This is a genomic window from Kitasatospora sp. NPDC041988, from assembly GCF_055588525.1.
Window position 1 is genome coordinate 46,738 of record NZ_JBVJCO010000010.1, and the last position, 15,479, is coordinate 62,216.

A 15,479-nucleotide genomic window follows, 5' to 3' on the forward strand; every position below is an offset into this window, starting at 1 on the left:
ATCCCCCCCCCACCAAACAAAAAACCCCCCCCCCCCCCCCCCCCCCCCCGCCCCCCCCCCCCCCCCCCCCCTTCCAGGTCCGCACTTCAGGTCCGCGGGCGACTCGGCGCGGGCGGCTCAGCGCGGCGGCGGGACGGAGACCACCATGGTCAGTCGCACGGCGCCGGTCCCCGCGTTGCGGTAGGCGTGGGCATAGGAGGCGTCGAAGGAAGCGGTGCTGCCGGCCGGCACCAGGTGCTCGCGCTCGCCGTGGACGAGGGTCAGCTCGCCCTCCTCGACCCGGATGATCTCCACCGTCCCCGCCGGGTGCGGCTCCGAGCCGTAGCCTTCGCCCGGCTCCAGTCGCCAGGCCCACAGCTCCAGCGGCCCGGGCGCCTCGACACCGTTGAGCAGCGTGCCGGTACCACCGGACGGCCCGGTCCAGAGCGGGACGGCCTGGTCGCCGGGGACGATCCGGACGCCCGCGCCCTCGTCGTAGTCGAGCAGCCGGGCGATCGAGACGCCGAGCGCGTCGGCGAGCCGGACCACGGTGGCCACGCTCGGATTGGTGCGGTCCTGCTCGATCTGGACGATCATGCCCCGGCTGACGCCGGAGCGGGCAGCGAGCGCGTCGAGGGTGTGGCCGCGCTCGGCGCGCACGCGCTTGAGGTTCCGGGCGAGGGCCTGGGAGACGAGGTCGGGGTCCGGCACGCGGTCAGTCCAGTTCAATATATTGATTCGAATAGTTCACTTGAGTGGACTACGCTGCCCACTCGGCAACGAGTCCATTCGACTGTACTGCGGGGTGCATTGTGCTGTCCTACGTTCCGCCGGCCCTCCCGGCCGCCTCATGAGCGCCCTGCTCGCCCTCTCCGCCAGCCTGCTCTGGGGCCTGGCCGACTTCGGCGGCGGCGCGCTGACCCGCCGGCTGCCCGCGCTGGCCGTGGTGGTCGCCTCCCAGCTGACCGCCACCGTGCTGCTGCTCGCCGCCGTCCTGGCCACCGGCGGCTGGACGGACGCCTCCCCCGCCCTCTGGTACGCCGTCGCCGCCGGGGTGATCGGCCCGTTCGCCATGCTCGCCTTCTACCGGGCGCTCGCGCTCGGCCCGATGGGCGTGGTCTCGCCGCTCGCCACCATCGGCGTCGCCGTACCGGTCGGCGTCGGACTCGCATTGGGCGAGCGCCCCGGGCTCGGCCAGGCCGCCGGGATCGCGGTCGCCGTGGTCGGCGTCGTGCTGGCCGGCGGGCCGGAGCGCGGCGGACCGGCGGCCGCCCGGCGGGTGCTGGCTCTCACCCTTGGCGCCGCCTTCGGCTTCGGCGCGGTGATGGCCCTGATCGCGCACGCCTCCACCGGTGGCGGACTGCTGCTGGTGCTCTGCGTCCAGCGGCTCTGCAACGTCGCCGTCGGCGGCGGCGCGCTGCTGCTCAGCCTGCACCGCGACGGAGGCGAAGGCGGAGGCGGCAGCCGGCTCCTGCCCGGCCTGCGGGCGAGGCTCCCCGCGCTCACCGCGGTCGGCGTGGCCGACGTCGCCGCCAACGGCACGTACGCGCTGGCCTCGCACAGCGGCTCGGCCGCGGCGGCCGCCGTGCTGGCCTCGCTCTACCCGGTGGTCACCGCGCTGATGGCCCGCGGGGTGCTGAAGGAGCGGCTGCGCCCGGTGCAGGTGGTCGGTGCCGGGCTCGCCGTGGCCGGGACGCTGCTGCTCGCGGCGGCCTGACGGGCCGGCTGCTTCGCCGGCTGCTTTCGCCGACTACTTCACCGACTCCGACGCGGCGTCCTCCGGAGCAGCCGCCTTCACCGCCTGAGGGCTCCAGCGCTGCTCGACCCCCGCGAGCCGCCAGTAGGCGATCGCCGCCGCCCAGACCACCACGAACAGCCCGACGATCGCGTAGCCGACGTTGTCCAGCGAGATGTCCGCGATCCAGCCGCTGACCGGGTCGGTGAGGTCCAGCTTCTCGTGCAGCACCCCGACCAGCTCGATGGTGCCGATGATGAACGCCACCGCGATCGACAGTCCAGTGATGGTCAGGTTGTAGTACACCTTGCGTACCGGGTTGGAGAACGCCCATTGGTACGCGAAGTTCATGAACGTCCCGTCCAGCGTGTCGAACAGGCTCATCCCGGCCGCGAACAGCAGCGGCAGGCAGACGATCGCGTACCAGGGCAGCCCGGAGGCCGCGCCGGAGCCGGCCATCACCATCAGGGTCACCTCGGTCGCGGTGTCGAAGCCGAGGCCGAGCACCATGCCGACCGGGAACATCTGGCCGGGCCGGGTGATCGAGCGGGTCGCCCGGTTCAGCACCCGGGCCAGGAAGCCGCGCGAGTTGAGGTGCTCCTCCAGCTCCGCCTCGTCGAACTGCCCGGCCCGCATCGAGCGGAACACCTTCAGGATGCCGAACAGGGCGGCCAGGTTGAGCGCGCCGATCAGGTAGAGGAAGGCACCGGAGGCGGAGGTGCCGACCACGCCGAGCCACTGGTGGGTGACCGACTCGTCGTCCATCAGCGTGTTGGCCAGCTGCGCGCCGCCCGCCACCAGGGCGGCCATGATGACCACCATCGACGAGTGGCCGAGGGCGAACCAGAAGCCCACCGAGACCGGGCGCTTGCCGTCCGCCATCAGCTTGCGGGTGGTGTTGTCGATCACCGCGATGTGGTCGGCGTCGAAGGCGTGCCGCATCCCGAGGGTGTACGCGGTGATACCCAGGCCCACCCCGAAGACCTGGGTGCCGACCTCGTACTTCTCGGGGGCGACCAGGAATATGAGCGTCCCGAACGCCACCACGTGCATGGCCAGGATCACCCCGATCAGCCCGGCCGTGCGGACGGTGTCCTCCCGCCTCCAGCGGAAAGTGGGCAGGACGGACGGCGCCGCCGGAGCAGCGGCGGTTTCGGGCACGGTCATCTGCGGATCACGCTCCAGCACCTCGTGGAAAGTCGTTCGTGAGATGCCGTGGCCGGTCTCCTGGCTGACGGGGCTTCCGTACCCGCCTTCCCAGGCGCGCGAGGCGCCCAGTGGCGTCGTGGGTACGGACGACTCCCCCGATCACAGTGGCGAGGGCCGCTCCGGACTTGAACCCTGAGGGTCCGTCACCGGTCTTCCCGAGCACCACGGCGGGCAACACCGTAGGGGGCCGCGCAGCACCGTTGCAAGGCTGCGCACCTGCGCAGGTGTCCAGGATCACAGGCCGGGGCCTGCAAGAATGTCCGCATGCATCTCGTACCGGCCGACCGCGCGGGTCAGCGCACCATCGACGGGCACCGGGTCTGCGAGGCCATCGCCGCCATCGGCGACACCGGGCACGTCCGGTCCTGGGCCGAGCGGTTCTCACTGCTCGCCGACCCGGGGCGGCTCTCCCTGCTGCTCGCCCTGCACCGCGCCGGGCCGCTCGCCGTCAGCGACCTCGCGGTCGCCACCGGCATGCGCGACCCCGCCGTCTCCCAGGCGCTGCGGCTGCTCCGCACAGCCGGCGTGGTCACCGGGGACAAGGAGGGACGCGTGGTGCGCTACCGGCTCGTGGACGACGCCATGCGCCCCCTGCTGGACGAATGCGCCGCCGCCGAGCACCACGAGCCGGCGCCCGACACCGCCGGCGGCTCCGCGACGGACCACCACGAGCCCACCGCTGCGGCCGGCTGACTCACCTGCCGGCCCGACGGGGGCCCTGAGCCGGCATCATCCGTTCCGCGGCCGGTGTCACCCCTGCCGCACCAGCCGCTCGAAACGGCGCAGCGAGCGCCGGGCCAGCGGGTCGGTGGCGGGCCGCAGGGCCCGGGTGACCAGGCCGGCGGCGGGGAGGCGGAAGGCGCCGAGGAAGGCGAACCGGGTGCCGTCCGGCTCGGGGCGCGCCGCCATGCCGCCGAGCAGGAAGCGGCTGCGCATCAGGCACCAGCCGGGTGTCAGCTCGACGTCGAAGCGGGCCCGCAGCCGGCTGTGTCCCACCACCAGGGCCTCGGCGCGGCCGTCCGCCGGGCCCGCGGTGAGGCGGACGGTGCGGAGATCCGGCAGCCAGCGCGGCAGCCCGTCCTCCAGGTCCGCCGCGACGGCCCAGACCTGGTCGAACGGCGCGTCGATCACCGTCTCGCGGACGTCGGCGCCCGGGGTGACGGCGGCGATGACGTGCAGTCGGCGCACCGGGTCGAAGGCCGCCACCGGCCAGGGGGTCTGCGCGCTCACTGCTGCCACGCCCTTCGGAAGCTGAGTCGGGCCCGGGAGAGCCGGGACTTCACGGTGCCGGCCGCCACGCCCAGCAGGTCGGCGGTGGCCCGCTCGTCCAGGCCCTCCAGGTCGCGCAGCACCAGGACGGCCCGGTGCTCGGGGCTGAGCCGGGCGAGGACGTCCTCGATGTCGGTGGCCAGCTGCGGATCACCGGGGCGGGGCAGTTCGGAGAGGTCGGCCGGGACGCAGCGGGCGACCCGCTTCACATGCCGGACGGCCTCCCGGACGGCGATCGAGCGGACCCAGCCGAACAGCGCGGCCGGGTCCTGGAGCTGGCCCAGCTTGCGGAAGACGGCGATCAGCGCCTCCTGGGTCGCGTCGGGGCCGTCGTCCAGGGCGATCGGGCCGCAGAGCCGGCGGACGTAGGGCGTGACCAGCTCCAGCAGCTCGCTCACCGCCAGTTGGTCGCCGCGCTGGGCGGCGCGGACCAGGGCGGCGGGGTCGCTGGCGGTTCGGGTGTCGGGACCATCCACATCCGCATCAGAGGCGGCGGGAGGCCCGGACGTTCCCTCTCCCGGGCGACTTTCCGGTGTGACGCTCGCCACGGGAACGTCCGGCGGGCGGGGCCGCTCCTGCGGGTGACACACCGTCGCATCCCCTGGGGGACCACCATGAACCGCCGCCGTACCGCCGCCCTCGCCGTCGCCGCCGTGCTCGCCGCCGACGGCCTGCTGCACGTCTACTGGGCCACCGGCAGCACCTGGCCGGCGGCCGACACGGCGTCGCTCTCCCAGGCCGTGCTCAACGCCGACGTGCCGTTCACCCCGCCGGTCCTGGTCCCGCTCGCCGCGGCGCTGTTCACGGGGGCGGCCCTGGTCCTCGCCCGGGGCGGGGTACTGGACGGCCTGGCCGGCCGGCTGCCCGCGGTGGCGCTGCGCTGGGGCCCTCGCGCGGTGGCCGGCGGGATGCTCGCCCGCGGGCTGGCCGGGCTGGTCTGGGCGGCCGGGATCGGGGCCGACACCGGCTCGGTCTTCTACCCGCTCAACCTGGCGCTCTACACGCCGCTCTGCCTGGCCGGCGCGGCCGCCGCCTGGTCGGTCGCCCGCGGGCGGACGGACGGCTGACGGCTCCTGACCGGACCGGGTCGGGCGGCCGGGGACGGCTCAGGCCCGGCCGGCTCGGCCGGCTCGGCCGGCTCGGCGGCCTCAGGCCTGCTGGCAGGTCGGGCACCAGAAGAGGTTCCGGGCGGCGTGTTCCTCGGTCCGGACGTCGGTGCCGCAGACCAGGCAGGGCATCGCGGCCCGGCGGTACACGTAGACCTCGCCGCCGTGGTCGTCCACCCGGGGCGGACGGCCCATCGCCTCGGGGGTGTGCTCGGGGCGGACGGTGTCGATCCGGCCCGCGCCGACGCCCTCGTGCATCAGGGCGACGAGGTCGGCCCAGATCGCGTCCCACTCGGCGCGGGTGAGGTCACGCCCGGCCCGGTGCGGGTTGACGCCGTGCCGGAACAGCACCTCGGCACGGTAGACGTTGCCCACCCCGGCCAGCACCTTCTGGTCCATCAGCAGCGCGGCGACCGTCGTCCGGCTGCCGGATATCCGCCGCCAGGCCGGCTCCGGGTCGGCGTCGGCGCGCAGCGGGTCGGGCCCGAGCCGGTCCGCGACGGCGGCCTTCTCGGCGCCGGTGATCAGCGCGCAGGTGTTGGGGCCGCGCAGGTCGGCGTAGGCGTCGTCGTTCTCCAGGCGCAGCCGGACCAGGCCGACCGGCTCGGGCGCCGGGCCCTCGCCGAAGCCGAACCCGCCGTACAGGCCGAGGTGAATGTGTACCCAGGAGCCGCCCTCGAAGCCGAGGAAGAGGTGCTTGCCGGTGGCCTCGGCACCCGTCAGCACCTGGCCGTCGACCAGCTTGGCGCCGTCGGCGAACCGGCCCTGCGGGCTGCTGGCCCGGACGGGGCGGCCGCCGAAGGCCCTGGCGTTCTCGGCGGCGAGGCGGTGGATGATGTGGCCTTCCGGCACGGGCGTCAGCTCCCCCGGGTGGTTCGACAGGACGCGTCCATCATCGCAGCCGGCACCGACAGCCCGGCCGGGCGCGGGCCCCGGAGGCGGGTGGCTCAGCGGACCGGGATGCCCATCAGCCGCGCCAGGATCACCCGGTCCAGCTCGGCGGCGGTGGCGGCGACGTCCAGGTGCGAGTTGTCGATGATCGGCAGCCCGGAGTTGTACCAGCCGGCCATCCGCCCGTGGATCCGGGCCACCTCCTCGTCGCTGAGCCGCCGGTTGCCGCTGCGCCGGGCGTTGCGGCTGAGCACCGAGTCCAGGCTGGGCAGCAGCACGACCGGGATCATGCCGGGCCCGATGTGGCGCTTCCAGCCGCCGAGGCCGATCGCAGGGCGGTCCGGGAAGACGGCGTCGTCGATGATGCAGGAGATGCCGTTGGCGAGGTAGTTGCGGCAGGCGAAGCCACAGGTGCGGCGGGCCAGCCGGTACTGCGCCTCGGAGGCGTTGTTCCAGCCGGACTGCGGGTTGGCGAAGCCGGACTGCACCCACTCGCGGACGTCGTCCAGGCTGATGTGCGCGGTCGGCGTGGGCCGGCGCTCGGCCCAGTGCCGGGCGACGGTCGTCTTGCCGGCACCGGCGGGGCCGATCAGCAGCACGGCGAGCGGCCCGGCCGGCGCGTGCGGCTGCGGGTGCGGCGGGAGCTGGACGGGCGCGCCGGAGGGCAGCAGGAAGTGCCCGGTGGACCCGGCGGGCACGGGCGCGGGGGCCGGAGCGGCGGTACGAGCAGGGGCCGCGGGGACGACCGGTGCCGCGGGTGCCATGGGACCGGGCGGCGGCACGGGCGCGCCCGGCGGCACCGGCACCGGACCGGTCGGCGGGACGGCCGGGTGGCCACCGTACGGGGGCCGGGCCGCGGCCTGCGGTGCGACCGGCGCGGGCGGTACCGGCTGCGGGGCCACCGGGGAAGGCTGCGCCGCGACGGGCGCCGGCTGCGGAGCCGCCGAGGTCGCGGGCACGGCCTGCGAAGCGCCCGGAGCGCCCGGAGCGGTCTGGGCCGCGCCCTGCGGCACCCCGCTCGCCGGTGGCTGCGGGGCCGGCGGAGCCGTGGCGGTCGCGGTGCCGGGGTACGGCGGGGCCGGTGGAGCGACGGGACGTGGGGGGACGTGCCCACCCCCGGCGTACTGCGTCACGGTCACCTCCCGACTTCCTCCAGCGGGGACACTACACGTCGGCCCGGCAGCGGGCACAGTCCGCCGCCGGGCCGCTGACGAGGGCGGCCGCCCCCGCCCTACCGTGTGGTGAGCTGCTCCGCGAGCGCGCGCAACGCCAGTTCGTACGAGCCGAGGCCGAACCCGGCGATCGTCCCGGAGGCGACCGCGGCGATCACCGAGGTGTGCCGGAAGGTCTCCCGGGCGTACGGGTTGGAGATGTGCACCTCGATCAGCGGGGCGGTCCGCTGGGCGGCGGCATCGCGCATCGCGTACGAGTAGTGGGTGAAGGCGCCCGGGTTGATGACCACGGGCACCCGGCCGTCGGCCGCCTCGTGCAGCCACTCCACCATCTGCTGCTCGGAGTTGGTCTCGTGGACTTCGACCTCGAAGCCGAACTCCTTGCCGAGCACGGTGCAGCGGTCGACCAGCCCGGCGTACGAGGTGGCGCCGTAGACGTCCGGTTCGCGGCTGCCGAGCCGGCCGAGGTTGGGGCCGTTGAGCACCATCACCCGGGTCACGAGGAGACCTCCGCGTAGGCGGCGACCAGCAGCGACGGGTCGGGGCCCTCCAGGACGGAGGTCTTGCCGAGGCCGTCCAGGACGATGAAGCGGATCAGGTCGCCGCGCGACTTCTTGTCGATCTTCATGGCGTCCAGCAGCTTCGGCCAGGCGTCCGCGCGGTAGCTCAGCGGCAGGCCGACCGAACCCAGCACGGTGCGGTGCCGGTCGGCGGTCTCGTCGTCCAGCCGCCCGGCCAGGCGGCCGAGTTCGGCGGCGAAGACCATGCCGATGGAGATCGCGGCGCCGTGCCGCCACTTGTACCGCTCGTTGCGCTCGATGGCGTGGCCGAGGGTGTGGCCGTAGTTGAGGATCTCGCGCTTGCCGGCTTCCTTGAGGTCACCGGAGACCACGTCGGCCTTGACCTGGACGGCACGGCGGATCAGCTCGACGGTGTGCGGCCCGGCCGGGCTCTTGGCGCCCTCCGGGTCGGCCTCGATCAGGTCGAGGATGGCCGGGTCGGCGATGAAGCCGCACTTGACGACCTCGGCGAGGCCGGAGACGTAGTCGTGCTTCGGCACCGTCTCCAGGGTGTCGAGGTCGGCCAGCACGCCCACCGGCGGGTGGAAGGCGCCGACCATGTTCTTGCCCTCGGCGATGTTGATGCCGGTCTTGCCGCCGACGGCCGCGTCGACCATGCCGAGCAGCGTGGTGGGCATCGAGATCCAGCGGACGCCGCGCAGCCAGGTGGCGGCCACGAAGCCGGCCAGGTCGGTGGTGGCGCCGCCACCGAGGCCGACGATCACGTCGCTGCGGGTGAACCCGGTCTGGCCGAGCACCGACCAGCAGTACGCGGCGACCTCGGCGCTCTTCGCGTCCTCGGCGTTGGGCACCTGGAGGACGATCGCCTCGTAGCCCTCGCCGAGCAGGTCCTCGCGGATCGCGTCGGCGGTGGCGGCCAGCGCCTCCGGGTGGATGAGCGCGACCCGCTTGGCCCGGGGTCCGATCAGCGGCGCCAGCTCACCCAGCAGCTGGTGCCCGACCAGCACGTCGTACGGGTCGTGGCCGGCGCTGCCGCCGACGTGGATCGTGACGGTGTCACTCATGAGTGGTCTTCAGCTCCAGTGCTTCCAGTACGGCGTCCGCGACCTGCTCGGGCGAACGGCCGGCGGTGTCGACGACGGCGGTGGCCACCTCCAGGTAGAGGGGGCGGCGGGCGTCCATCAGCTCACGCCAGCGGGCCCGCGGGTTGACGGCCAGCAGCGGGCGGGGGGCGTCCAGGCCGACCCGCTTGACCGCGTCGGCCAGCGGGACCTCCAGGAAGACCACCGGCAGCTCGTGCAGCAGCGCGCGGGTGGCCTCGGCCATGACGGCGCCGCCGCCGAGCGCGAGCACGCCGTCGTGGGTCCCGGTGGCGGCGCGCACGGCGCTCGCCTCCAGCTCGCGGAAGTGCGGCTCGCCCTCGTCGATGAAGATCTCCGGGATCGGCTTGCCGGCCAGTTGCTCGATGTCGGCATCGGTGTCCCGGAACCCGACGCCCAGGCGCTCGGCGAGCGCCCGGCCGACCGTGGACTTGCCACTGCCGGGCGGGCCGACCAGCACCACCAGTGGCGTGGTCATCGGACGATCAGGTTGTCCAGGTAGCCCTGGACGTTGCGGCGGGTCTCGGAGACGTGGTCGCCGCCGAACTTCTCGCTCACCGCGTCGGCCAGCACCAGGGCGACCATCGCCTCGGCGACGATGCCCGCGGCCGGCACGGCGCAGACGTCGGAGCGCTGGTGGTGGGCCTTGGCCGGCTCGCCGGTGCGCACGTCCAGGGTCTGCAGGGCGCGCGGGACGGTCGCGATCGGCTTCATCGCGGCGCGCACGCGCAGCAGCTCGCCGGTGGTGAGGCCGCCCTCGGTGCCGCCGGAGCGGCCGGAGGTGCGCTTGATGCCGTCGGCGGTCGGCACGATCTCGTCGTGGGCCTGGGAGCCGGGCACGCGGGCCAGGTCGAAGCCGTCGCCGACCTCGACGCCCTTGATCGCCTGGATGCCCATCAGCGCGGCGGCGAGGCGGGCGTCCAGCCGGCGGTCCCAGTGCACGTGCGAGCCGAGGCCGACCGGCACGCCGTAGGCGAGCACCTCGACCACGCCGCCCAGGGTGTCGCCGTCCTTGTGGGCCTGGTCGATCTCGGCGACCATCGCCTTCGACGCGTCGGCGTCCAGGCAGCGCACCGGGTCCTCGTCGAGGCGGGCCTCGTCGGAGGGCAGCGGCAGCACGCCGGCCGGGGCCTTGGCGGCGGCCAGCTCGACCACGTGGCTGACGATCTCGATGCCGCAGGTCTCCTTGAGGTACGCGCGGGCGACGGCGCCGAGCGCGACCCGGGCGGCCGTCTCACGGGCGCTGGCGCGCTCCAGGATCGGGCGGGCCTCGTCGATCGAGTACTTCTGCATGCCGGCGAGGTCGGCGTGGCCGGGGCGCGGGCGGGTCAGCGCCTCGTTGCGGCCGAGGCCGGCCAGCACCTCGGGGTCGACCGGGTCGGCCGACATGACCTGCTCCCACTTCGGCCACTCGGTGTTGCCGACCATGATCGCCACCGGGCTGCCCATGGTCTCGCCGTGCCGGACACCGCCGAGGAAGGTGACCTCGTCCTGCTCGAACTTCATCCGTGCGCCGCGACCGTAGCCGAGCCGGCGGCGCGCCAGCGCGTCGGCCACCACGGCGGTGGTGACCGGTACACCGGCCGGCAGGCCCTCCAGCGTCGCGACGAGTGCGGGGCCGTGCGACTCCCCCGCCGTCAGCCAGCGCAACGTACCCAACGGAGCTCCTTCATCAGCGGACCGGCCACGGGGACAGCCGTGACCCGCCCGGGCGTGCCTTTGTCCCTGAATCCTTTCATGCCCCGGGCGCACCCGGGAGCACAGTCCGGGTGACGGACAGCAACCGGCCAACCGTCGGACGCAACGACCCGCGAGCGACGGCCGGACTCGCCGGTGTGGCACGAAATTCCACAAGAGCATCCGGCGCCACGGCACGTCGTACCGGTGCGGCAGAGCCCGCCGAACGGGCGCGGCACGTCGGTACAGCGCGCGGCAGCAGCGCCTGCCCGGACCGCCCGAACCCGCCCTGCGTCAGCGCGCGGCGAGCGCCGCCTCGCCCGCCGCCCGGACGGCGGCCAGCGGGCCCGGAGTCCGGCCGGTGAAGCGCTCGCTCTGCAGCACCGCCTGGTGCACCAGCAGGTCCAGCCCGCCCAGCACGGTCGCACCGCGCTCGGCGCAGGCGGCGGCCAGCGCCGTCGGCCACGGGTGGTACAGCACGTCGAACAGCGCACCGGGCGCGGCCGGGAGCCCGGCGGCGAACGCGTCGGTCGCGCCGACCGGGGTGGTGGAGACGGTGAGCGGCTGCGCCAGCGCCTCGGCGCCGCGCTCCCAGTCGGCGGTCCGGACGGCCAGCCCGAGCCGCTCGCCCAGCTCGGCCATCTCGCGCGCCCGCTCGGGGCTGCGCACGTAGACGGTCACCTCGCCGGTGCAGATCTGGGCGAGTGCCGCCAGCGCCGAGGAGGCGGTCGCCCCGGCCCCGAGCACTGCCGCGCCCGGCACCTCGGTGATGCCGCGCTCGCGCAGCGCGTTGACCAGCCCGGGAATGTCGGTGTTGTCCCCGGTGCGCCGCCCGTCGGCGGTGAACACGACCGTGTTCACCGCCTCGACCGATCGAGCCGTCGCGCTCACCTCGTCGAGCAGCGGGATGACCGCGCGCTTCAGCGGCATGGTGAGCGACAGGCCCGTCCACTCCGCCTCGTCCAGCCCGGCGAGGAAGCCGGGCAGCCCGGCCTCGTCCACCTCGAACCGGTCGTAGCGCCAGCCGTCCAGCCCGAGCGCCGCGAAGGCGGCCCGGTGCAGGTCCGGCGAGAGCGAGTGGGCGATCGGCGAGCCGAGGACGGCGGCCCGGTGCTTGCTGGTCAACGCTGATTCTCCGTAGGCGAGTTACCCGCGCGGGCTACTTGGCGGTGGTGCAGTGGACGCGCACCTTGTCGAAGCCCTGGCCGGCCGCCTTGCAGTACTGCTCGACGTTGGCCGCGTGCTCCTTGTCCGTCTCCGCGAAGAGGGTGTGCGTCGCATCCATCGCGATGAAGTACAACCACTTTCCGTCCGCCGGGTGGGTCACCGCGTTGATCGCGTCCTCGCCGGGGTTGGAGATCGGCCCGGGCGGGAGACCCGGGTTGATGTAGGTGTTGTACTTGTTGGACGCGTCGTCGATGTCCTTCTTGTCCAGCACCTTGCGGCCGAGCGAGTACTGGAGCGTGGTGTCCATGCCCAGGCGGTGCTTGATCTCACCGTCGGCCGCGAGGCGGTTCTGAATGGTCCTGGCCATCTTGGCGAAGTCGGGCGGGTTGTTGCCCTCGCGCTGCAGGATGCTCGCCTCGATGACCACCTCGTAGCCGTTCTTCAGCCCCGCGGCGGAGGCCTGGGCGTCCAGGCCCTGGTACTTCTCGGTGGCGTTCTTCACCATCTGCTTGAGGAGGTCCTCGGGCTTCATGCCCTCGGCGATGTTGTACCGGGTCGGCCAGAGGAAGCCCTCGATGTTGCCGTTCGCGTACGCCGGCAGGCCGAGGTTGGCCACCTGCGCCTTGGCGACGTCCGCCGTGGTGCCCTTCTGCAGCTTCAGCTTGTCGTCGATCTTGGCGTAGACCTCGGTGGAGTTCAGGCCCTCGGGCAGCACCAGCGCGGCGCCACCGTTCTGCTCGAGCAGGGCCTGGAGGGCGGCCGAGGCCGACATCTCCTTCTTCAGCGCGTAGAAGCCGTACGGAATGGTCGTGCACTTGGGCTCTTTGTCGCACGCCTGGGTGTACGCCTCGACGCTCTTGACCACGCCGGCGGCCTTCAGGGTCATGCCCATCTGACCACCGGTCGAGCCCTTCTTGATCTCGACCTGCACGCTGCTGGTGCCCTCGCCCTGGAAGTCCGGGGGCGGGCCGAAGTGGTCCTTGTAGAAGCCGTAGCCCCACCAACCGGCGCCGCCGGCCACGCCGAGCAGCACCAGCGCGACCACCAGGCAGGCGCCACCGTTGCGGCGCCCGGACTTCTTGCCCTTCTCCTTGCGCTTCTTCTTGCCCTCGCGGGAGTTGTCCTCCTCGCCGAGGAAGCCGCCGTTCTCGTCCTCGCCGCTGCCGGCGTAGTCGTCCTGGTGGCCGTCCCACTCGTCCTCGGCCGCCTCGGGCTCCGCCTCGGCCGGGTGGCCGCCGGCCTCCAGTGCGGCGGCCTCGGCCTCCCAGTCGATGCCGTCGGCACCGGGGCCGGCCGGGGCCGCAGCCTGCTGCTGCCGCCGCGCGGCGCGCCCACCCGGCTGCGGCGCCCCACCGGGCTGACCCACGCCGGGCTGGCCCACGCCGGACTGACCGGCCCCGGGCTGACCGGGCATCTGCTGCTGGGGCATGCCCTGCTGACCCGCCCCCGGCTGGGGCATCTGCTGCGGGTAACCCTGCTGCTGACCCTGCTGGCCCTGATAACCCTGGCCCTGGGAGTTCGGCTGCTGCCCGGGGAAGCCCTGCTGGCCCTGCTGCCCGGGCCCGTGCCCGTGGTATCCCTGCTGGCCCTGCTGGCCCTGGTAACCGTGCTGGTCCTGGTAGCCCTGCTGCCCGGGGAAGCCCTGGCCGCCGCTCGGCACCTGGCCGCCCTGCTGCGGGTAGCCCTGCTGGCCGCCGCCGTACTGCTGCGGCTGCTGCTGACCCTGCGGGAACTGCTGCCCGCCGTACTGCTGCGGCTGTTGCTGCTGCGCTTGCGCGTACTCGGCCGGGTACCCCTGCTGCGGGTAACCCTGCTGCGCCGGCTGCTGCATCTGCTGCGGGTAGCCCTGCTGGCCGCCGCCGTACTGCTGGGGCTGCTGCGGCTGCTGCTGCCACTGGCCGTCCTGCTGGCCGGGGACCGGCTGCTGGCCTCCGTACGCGGGATCACCGGGGTGCCACGGCTCGGAGCCCTGGGGGCCGTAGCCCCGACCCAGATCGGTCATTGATCCCCTTACACCGACGGAGACGGCCGGAGGATCGGACCGACCGTCCCGGGACGGCGTCCCGGTTTTTTTCTCGAACCGGCGTGCTACTGCATCGCCTGGAGGGAGACGTTACCGTACCGCAGACCGGTCACCGGCAGGGTCGACGGCCCGGTCACTGCCCGCCCGGCACGGCCGGTGAAGCCTCCGCGGAAGCACTCCCCGACGACTCCGAAGCCTCCGCAGTAGCAGTCCCTGACGACCCCGAAGCCTCCGCGGAAGCACTTCCCGACGACCCCGAAGCCTCCGCGGAAGCACTCCCCGGGGAGGCCGACGCCCCCGCGCTCCCGCTCGGTTTGGCCGCGTTGGCGGCATTGAACTCTGCCACATTCCGCTGCTGCACCTCGAAGCTGTCGGTGAACCGGGTGTCCCCCGGCTTCACGGTGACGAAGTAGAGCCAGTCCCCCTGCGCCGGGTCGACGGCCGCCATGATCGCCTGCCGCCCCGGGTTGCCGATGGGTGTCGGCGGCAGGCCGGCGTGCAGGTAGGTGTTGTACGGCGAGTCCAGCTTGGTCTCGCCGACCGTGGTGTTCAGGGTCGAGCGGCCGAGCGCGTAGTTGATCGTGGAGTCCAACTGCAGCGGCATGTTCCTGGCCAGCCGGTTGTAGATGACCCGGGCCACCTTGGCCATGTCCTCGGTGTTGTCGGCCTCGCCCTGGACCATGCTGGCGATGGTGACCAGTCCGTACAGGCTCTGCCCGAGGTTCTGCGCGACGACGTCCGCGTCGTCCCGGGCGAACTCCTTGCCGGCCCGCTCGACCATCTGTTTCAGCAGGTCCACCGCGGTGGTGCCGTCGGTCACACTGTAGGTCGCGGGGAAGAGGTAGCCCTCGGGGCTGCCCTTGGCGAACTCCGGCAGGCCCAGCTCGCCGGCCTGCTCCTGGGCCGCCTTCTGGGCGGTGCCCGCGGGCAGGTCCAGCTTCTTGTCGATCGCCGCGTAGATCTGGTTGCCGCGCCACCCCTCGGGGATGGTCAGGCCGTTGGCGTTGGCGGGGTCGACCAGGATCGCCAGCGCCGCGGCCGCCGACATCTTCTGCTTCAGCGTGTACGTGCCCGGCTGGATCCGCCCGGCGGCGGCCGCGCTGCCCTTCGCCGCCCGGGTGAAGGCGAGCGAGCTGGCCACCACGCCGTTGCGTACCAGCGCGGAGGCGATCTGGGTGAGCCCGGCACCCTCGGGCACCGAGACCTGGACCTGGCCGCTGCCCGCCCCCGCGAAGTCGGCGGCGGCCGGCGGCTTCTGCTGCCCCTGCAGCCAGGTGTACCCGGTCAGGCCGATCCCGCCGAAAACGGCGACGAGGGCGAGCGCGGTCAGCCCGCAGGCCAGGCCGTTGCGCCGGCGGTGTGGATCGGGTGCATCGGGGCGCGGCCGGGGCGCGCCCGGCGCGCGGCCCTCCGGTTCCATGACCGGCGCACCGAGGTGGCCGGGCGTGAGCCCCGGGGTGAAGTCCTGGTCGGTCATTGCGCCCCCTCGGCGGTCCCGGAAACGGAGCGAGGGGCCCGGGGGGGGGGGGGGGGGGGGGGGGTGGGAGAGGGGGGGGGGGGGGGAAGGAGAGAAGGAAGAACAAAACACCCCCCCCACGGATCAGGCGCCCGCCCCCTCCTGGTCGGAGCA

At 73.8% G+C, this 15,479-nt stretch carries 16 protein-coding genes, 1 pseudogene and 1 riboswitch; of the genes and pseudogenes, 4 read left to right on the forward strand and 13 right to left on the reverse strand.

The window, feature by feature from the left end; translation table 11 throughout:
- Positions 1–117: 117 nt before the first annotated feature.
- Positions 118–690 (reverse strand): helix-turn-helix domain-containing protein, encoded by a 573-nt coding sequence (locus tag ACZ6NC_RS12700; protein WP_465731847.1) that lies wholly within the window; start codon positions 688–690, stop codon positions 118–120.
- A gap of 139 nt (positions 691–829) precedes the next feature.
- On the opposite strand from ACZ6NC_RS12700, the gene ACZ6NC_RS12705 reads away from it, so the two are divergent.
- Positions 830–1,696: an EamA family transporter gene (locus tag ACZ6NC_RS12705; protein WP_465731849.1), complete on the forward strand. Its 867-nt coding sequence runs from the start codon at positions 830–832 to the stop codon at positions 1,694–1,696.
- 33 nt (positions 1,697–1,729) lie between these two features.
- Here ACZ6NC_RS12705 and nicT read toward each other — a convergent pair whose 3' ends face one another.
- Complete coding sequence (gene nicT / locus ACZ6NC_RS12710; protein ID WP_465731851.1) at positions 1,730–2,881, reverse strand: Nickel transporter NicT; 1,152 nt, start codon at positions 2,879–2,881, stop codon at positions 1,730–1,732.
- A gap of 33 nt (positions 2,882–2,914) precedes the next feature.
- Positions 2,915–3,105: riboswitch (cobalamin riboswitch) on the reverse strand.
- 82 nt (positions 3,106–3,187) lie between these two features.
- Here nicT and ACZ6NC_RS12715 point away from each other — a divergent pair.
- Positions 3,188–3,529 (forward strand): annotated as a pseudogene (locus ACZ6NC_RS12715) (ArsR/SmtB family transcription factor); the annotation flags it as partial.
- Between the two features lie 144 nt (positions 3,530–3,673).
- On the opposite strand, the gene ACZ6NC_RS12720 reads toward ACZ6NC_RS12715, so the two are convergent.
- Positions 3,674–4,153 (reverse strand): SRPBCC family protein, encoded by a 480-nt coding sequence (locus ACZ6NC_RS12720; RefSeq protein WP_465731853.1) that lies wholly within the window; start codon positions 4,151–4,153, stop codon positions 3,674–3,676.
- A complete protein-coding gene (locus ACZ6NC_RS12725; protein ID WP_465731855.1) occupies positions 4,150–4,668 on the reverse strand; it encodes an RNA polymerase sigma factor in 519 nt (172 codons plus the stop codon). Before ACZ6NC_RS12725 ends, ACZ6NC_RS12720 begins: the two co-directional genes overlap by 4 nt.
- Before the next feature lie 138 nt (positions 4,669–4,806).
- Here ACZ6NC_RS12725 and ACZ6NC_RS12730 point away from each other — a divergent pair, with 138 nt between their 5' ends.
- Positions 4,807–5,259, forward strand: coding sequence for a DUF3995 domain-containing protein (locus ACZ6NC_RS12730; RefSeq protein ID WP_465731857.1), 453 nt, complete (start codon positions 4,807–4,809; stop codon positions 5,257–5,259).
- An 81-nt stretch (positions 5,260–5,340) separates the two neighbouring features.
- Here the strand turns inward: ACZ6NC_RS12730 and ACZ6NC_RS12735 are convergent, their stop codons facing one another.
- The 8 genes from ACZ6NC_RS12735 to mltG (ACZ6NC_RS12770) all read right to left on the reverse strand — a co-directional run bounded on the left by ACZ6NC_RS12735 (position 5,341) and on the right by mltG (ACZ6NC_RS12770) (position 13,486).
- Positions 5,341–6,150 carry an Fpg/Nei family DNA glycosylase gene (locus ACZ6NC_RS12735; protein ID WP_465731859.1) on the reverse strand — a complete coding sequence of 270 codons (810 nt, stop codon included), beginning with the start codon at positions 6,148–6,150 and terminating at the stop codon, positions 5,341–5,343.
- Between the two features lie 95 nt (positions 6,151–6,245).
- A complete protein-coding gene (locus ACZ6NC_RS12740) occupies positions 6,246–7,091 on the reverse strand; it encodes an AAA family ATPase (protein ID WP_465731861.1) in 846 nt (281 codons plus the stop codon).
- Between the two features lie 329 nt (positions 7,092–7,420).
- Positions 7,421–7,849, reverse strand: coding sequence for a type II 3-dehydroquinate dehydratase (gene aroQ / locus ACZ6NC_RS12745; RefSeq protein WP_465732119.1), 429 nt, complete (start codon positions 7,847–7,849; stop codon positions 7,421–7,423).
- Positions 7,850–7,857: 8 nt separating this feature from the next.
- Positions 7,858–8,946 (reverse strand): 3-dehydroquinate synthase, encoded by a 1,089-nt coding sequence (aroB, locus tag ACZ6NC_RS12750; RefSeq protein ID WP_465731863.1) that lies wholly within the window; start codon positions 8,944–8,946, stop codon positions 7,858–7,860.
- Entirely contained in the window at positions 8,939–9,460 is a 522-nt protein-coding gene (locus tag ACZ6NC_RS12755; protein ID WP_465731865.1) for a shikimate kinase, read from the reverse strand. Before ACZ6NC_RS12755 ends, aroB begins: the two co-directional genes overlap by 8 nt.
- A complete protein-coding gene (aroC, locus tag ACZ6NC_RS12760) occupies positions 9,457–10,641 on the reverse strand; it encodes a chorismate synthase (protein ID WP_465731867.1) in 1,185 nt (394 codons plus the stop codon). Before aroC ends, ACZ6NC_RS12755 begins: the two co-directional genes overlap by 4 nt.
- A 312-nt stretch (positions 10,642–10,953) precedes the next feature.
- The gene (locus ACZ6NC_RS12765; RefSeq protein ID WP_465731869.1) at positions 10,954–11,784 is read right to left on the reverse strand and encodes a shikimate dehydrogenase; all 831 of its coding nucleotides are present in this window, start codon (positions 11,782–11,784) and stop codon (positions 10,954–10,956) included.
- 34 nt (positions 11,785–11,818) lie between these two features.
- The gene (gene mltG / locus ACZ6NC_RS12770; protein ID WP_465731871.1) at positions 11,819–13,486 is read right to left on the reverse strand and encodes an endolytic transglycosylase MltG; all 1,668 of its coding nucleotides are present in this window, start codon (positions 13,484–13,486) and stop codon (positions 11,819–11,821) included.
- On the opposite strand from mltG (ACZ6NC_RS12770), the gene ACZ6NC_RS12775 reads away from it, so the two are divergent.
- Positions 13,433–13,831, forward strand: coding sequence for a hypothetical protein (locus ACZ6NC_RS12775; RefSeq protein ID WP_465731873.1), 399 nt, complete (start codon positions 13,433–13,435; stop codon positions 13,829–13,831). The genes mltG (ACZ6NC_RS12770) and ACZ6NC_RS12775 overlap by 54 nt on opposite strands.
- Before the next feature lie 151 nt (positions 13,832–13,982).
- On the opposite strand, the gene mltG (ACZ6NC_RS12780) is transcribed toward ACZ6NC_RS12775, so the two are convergent.
- Positions 13,983–15,326, reverse strand: a complete 1,344-nt coding sequence (mltG, locus tag ACZ6NC_RS12780; RefSeq protein WP_465731875.1) for an endolytic transglycosylase MltG — start codon at positions 15,324–15,326, stop codon at positions 13,983–13,985.
- Positions 15,327–15,479: the final 153 nt, after the last annotated feature.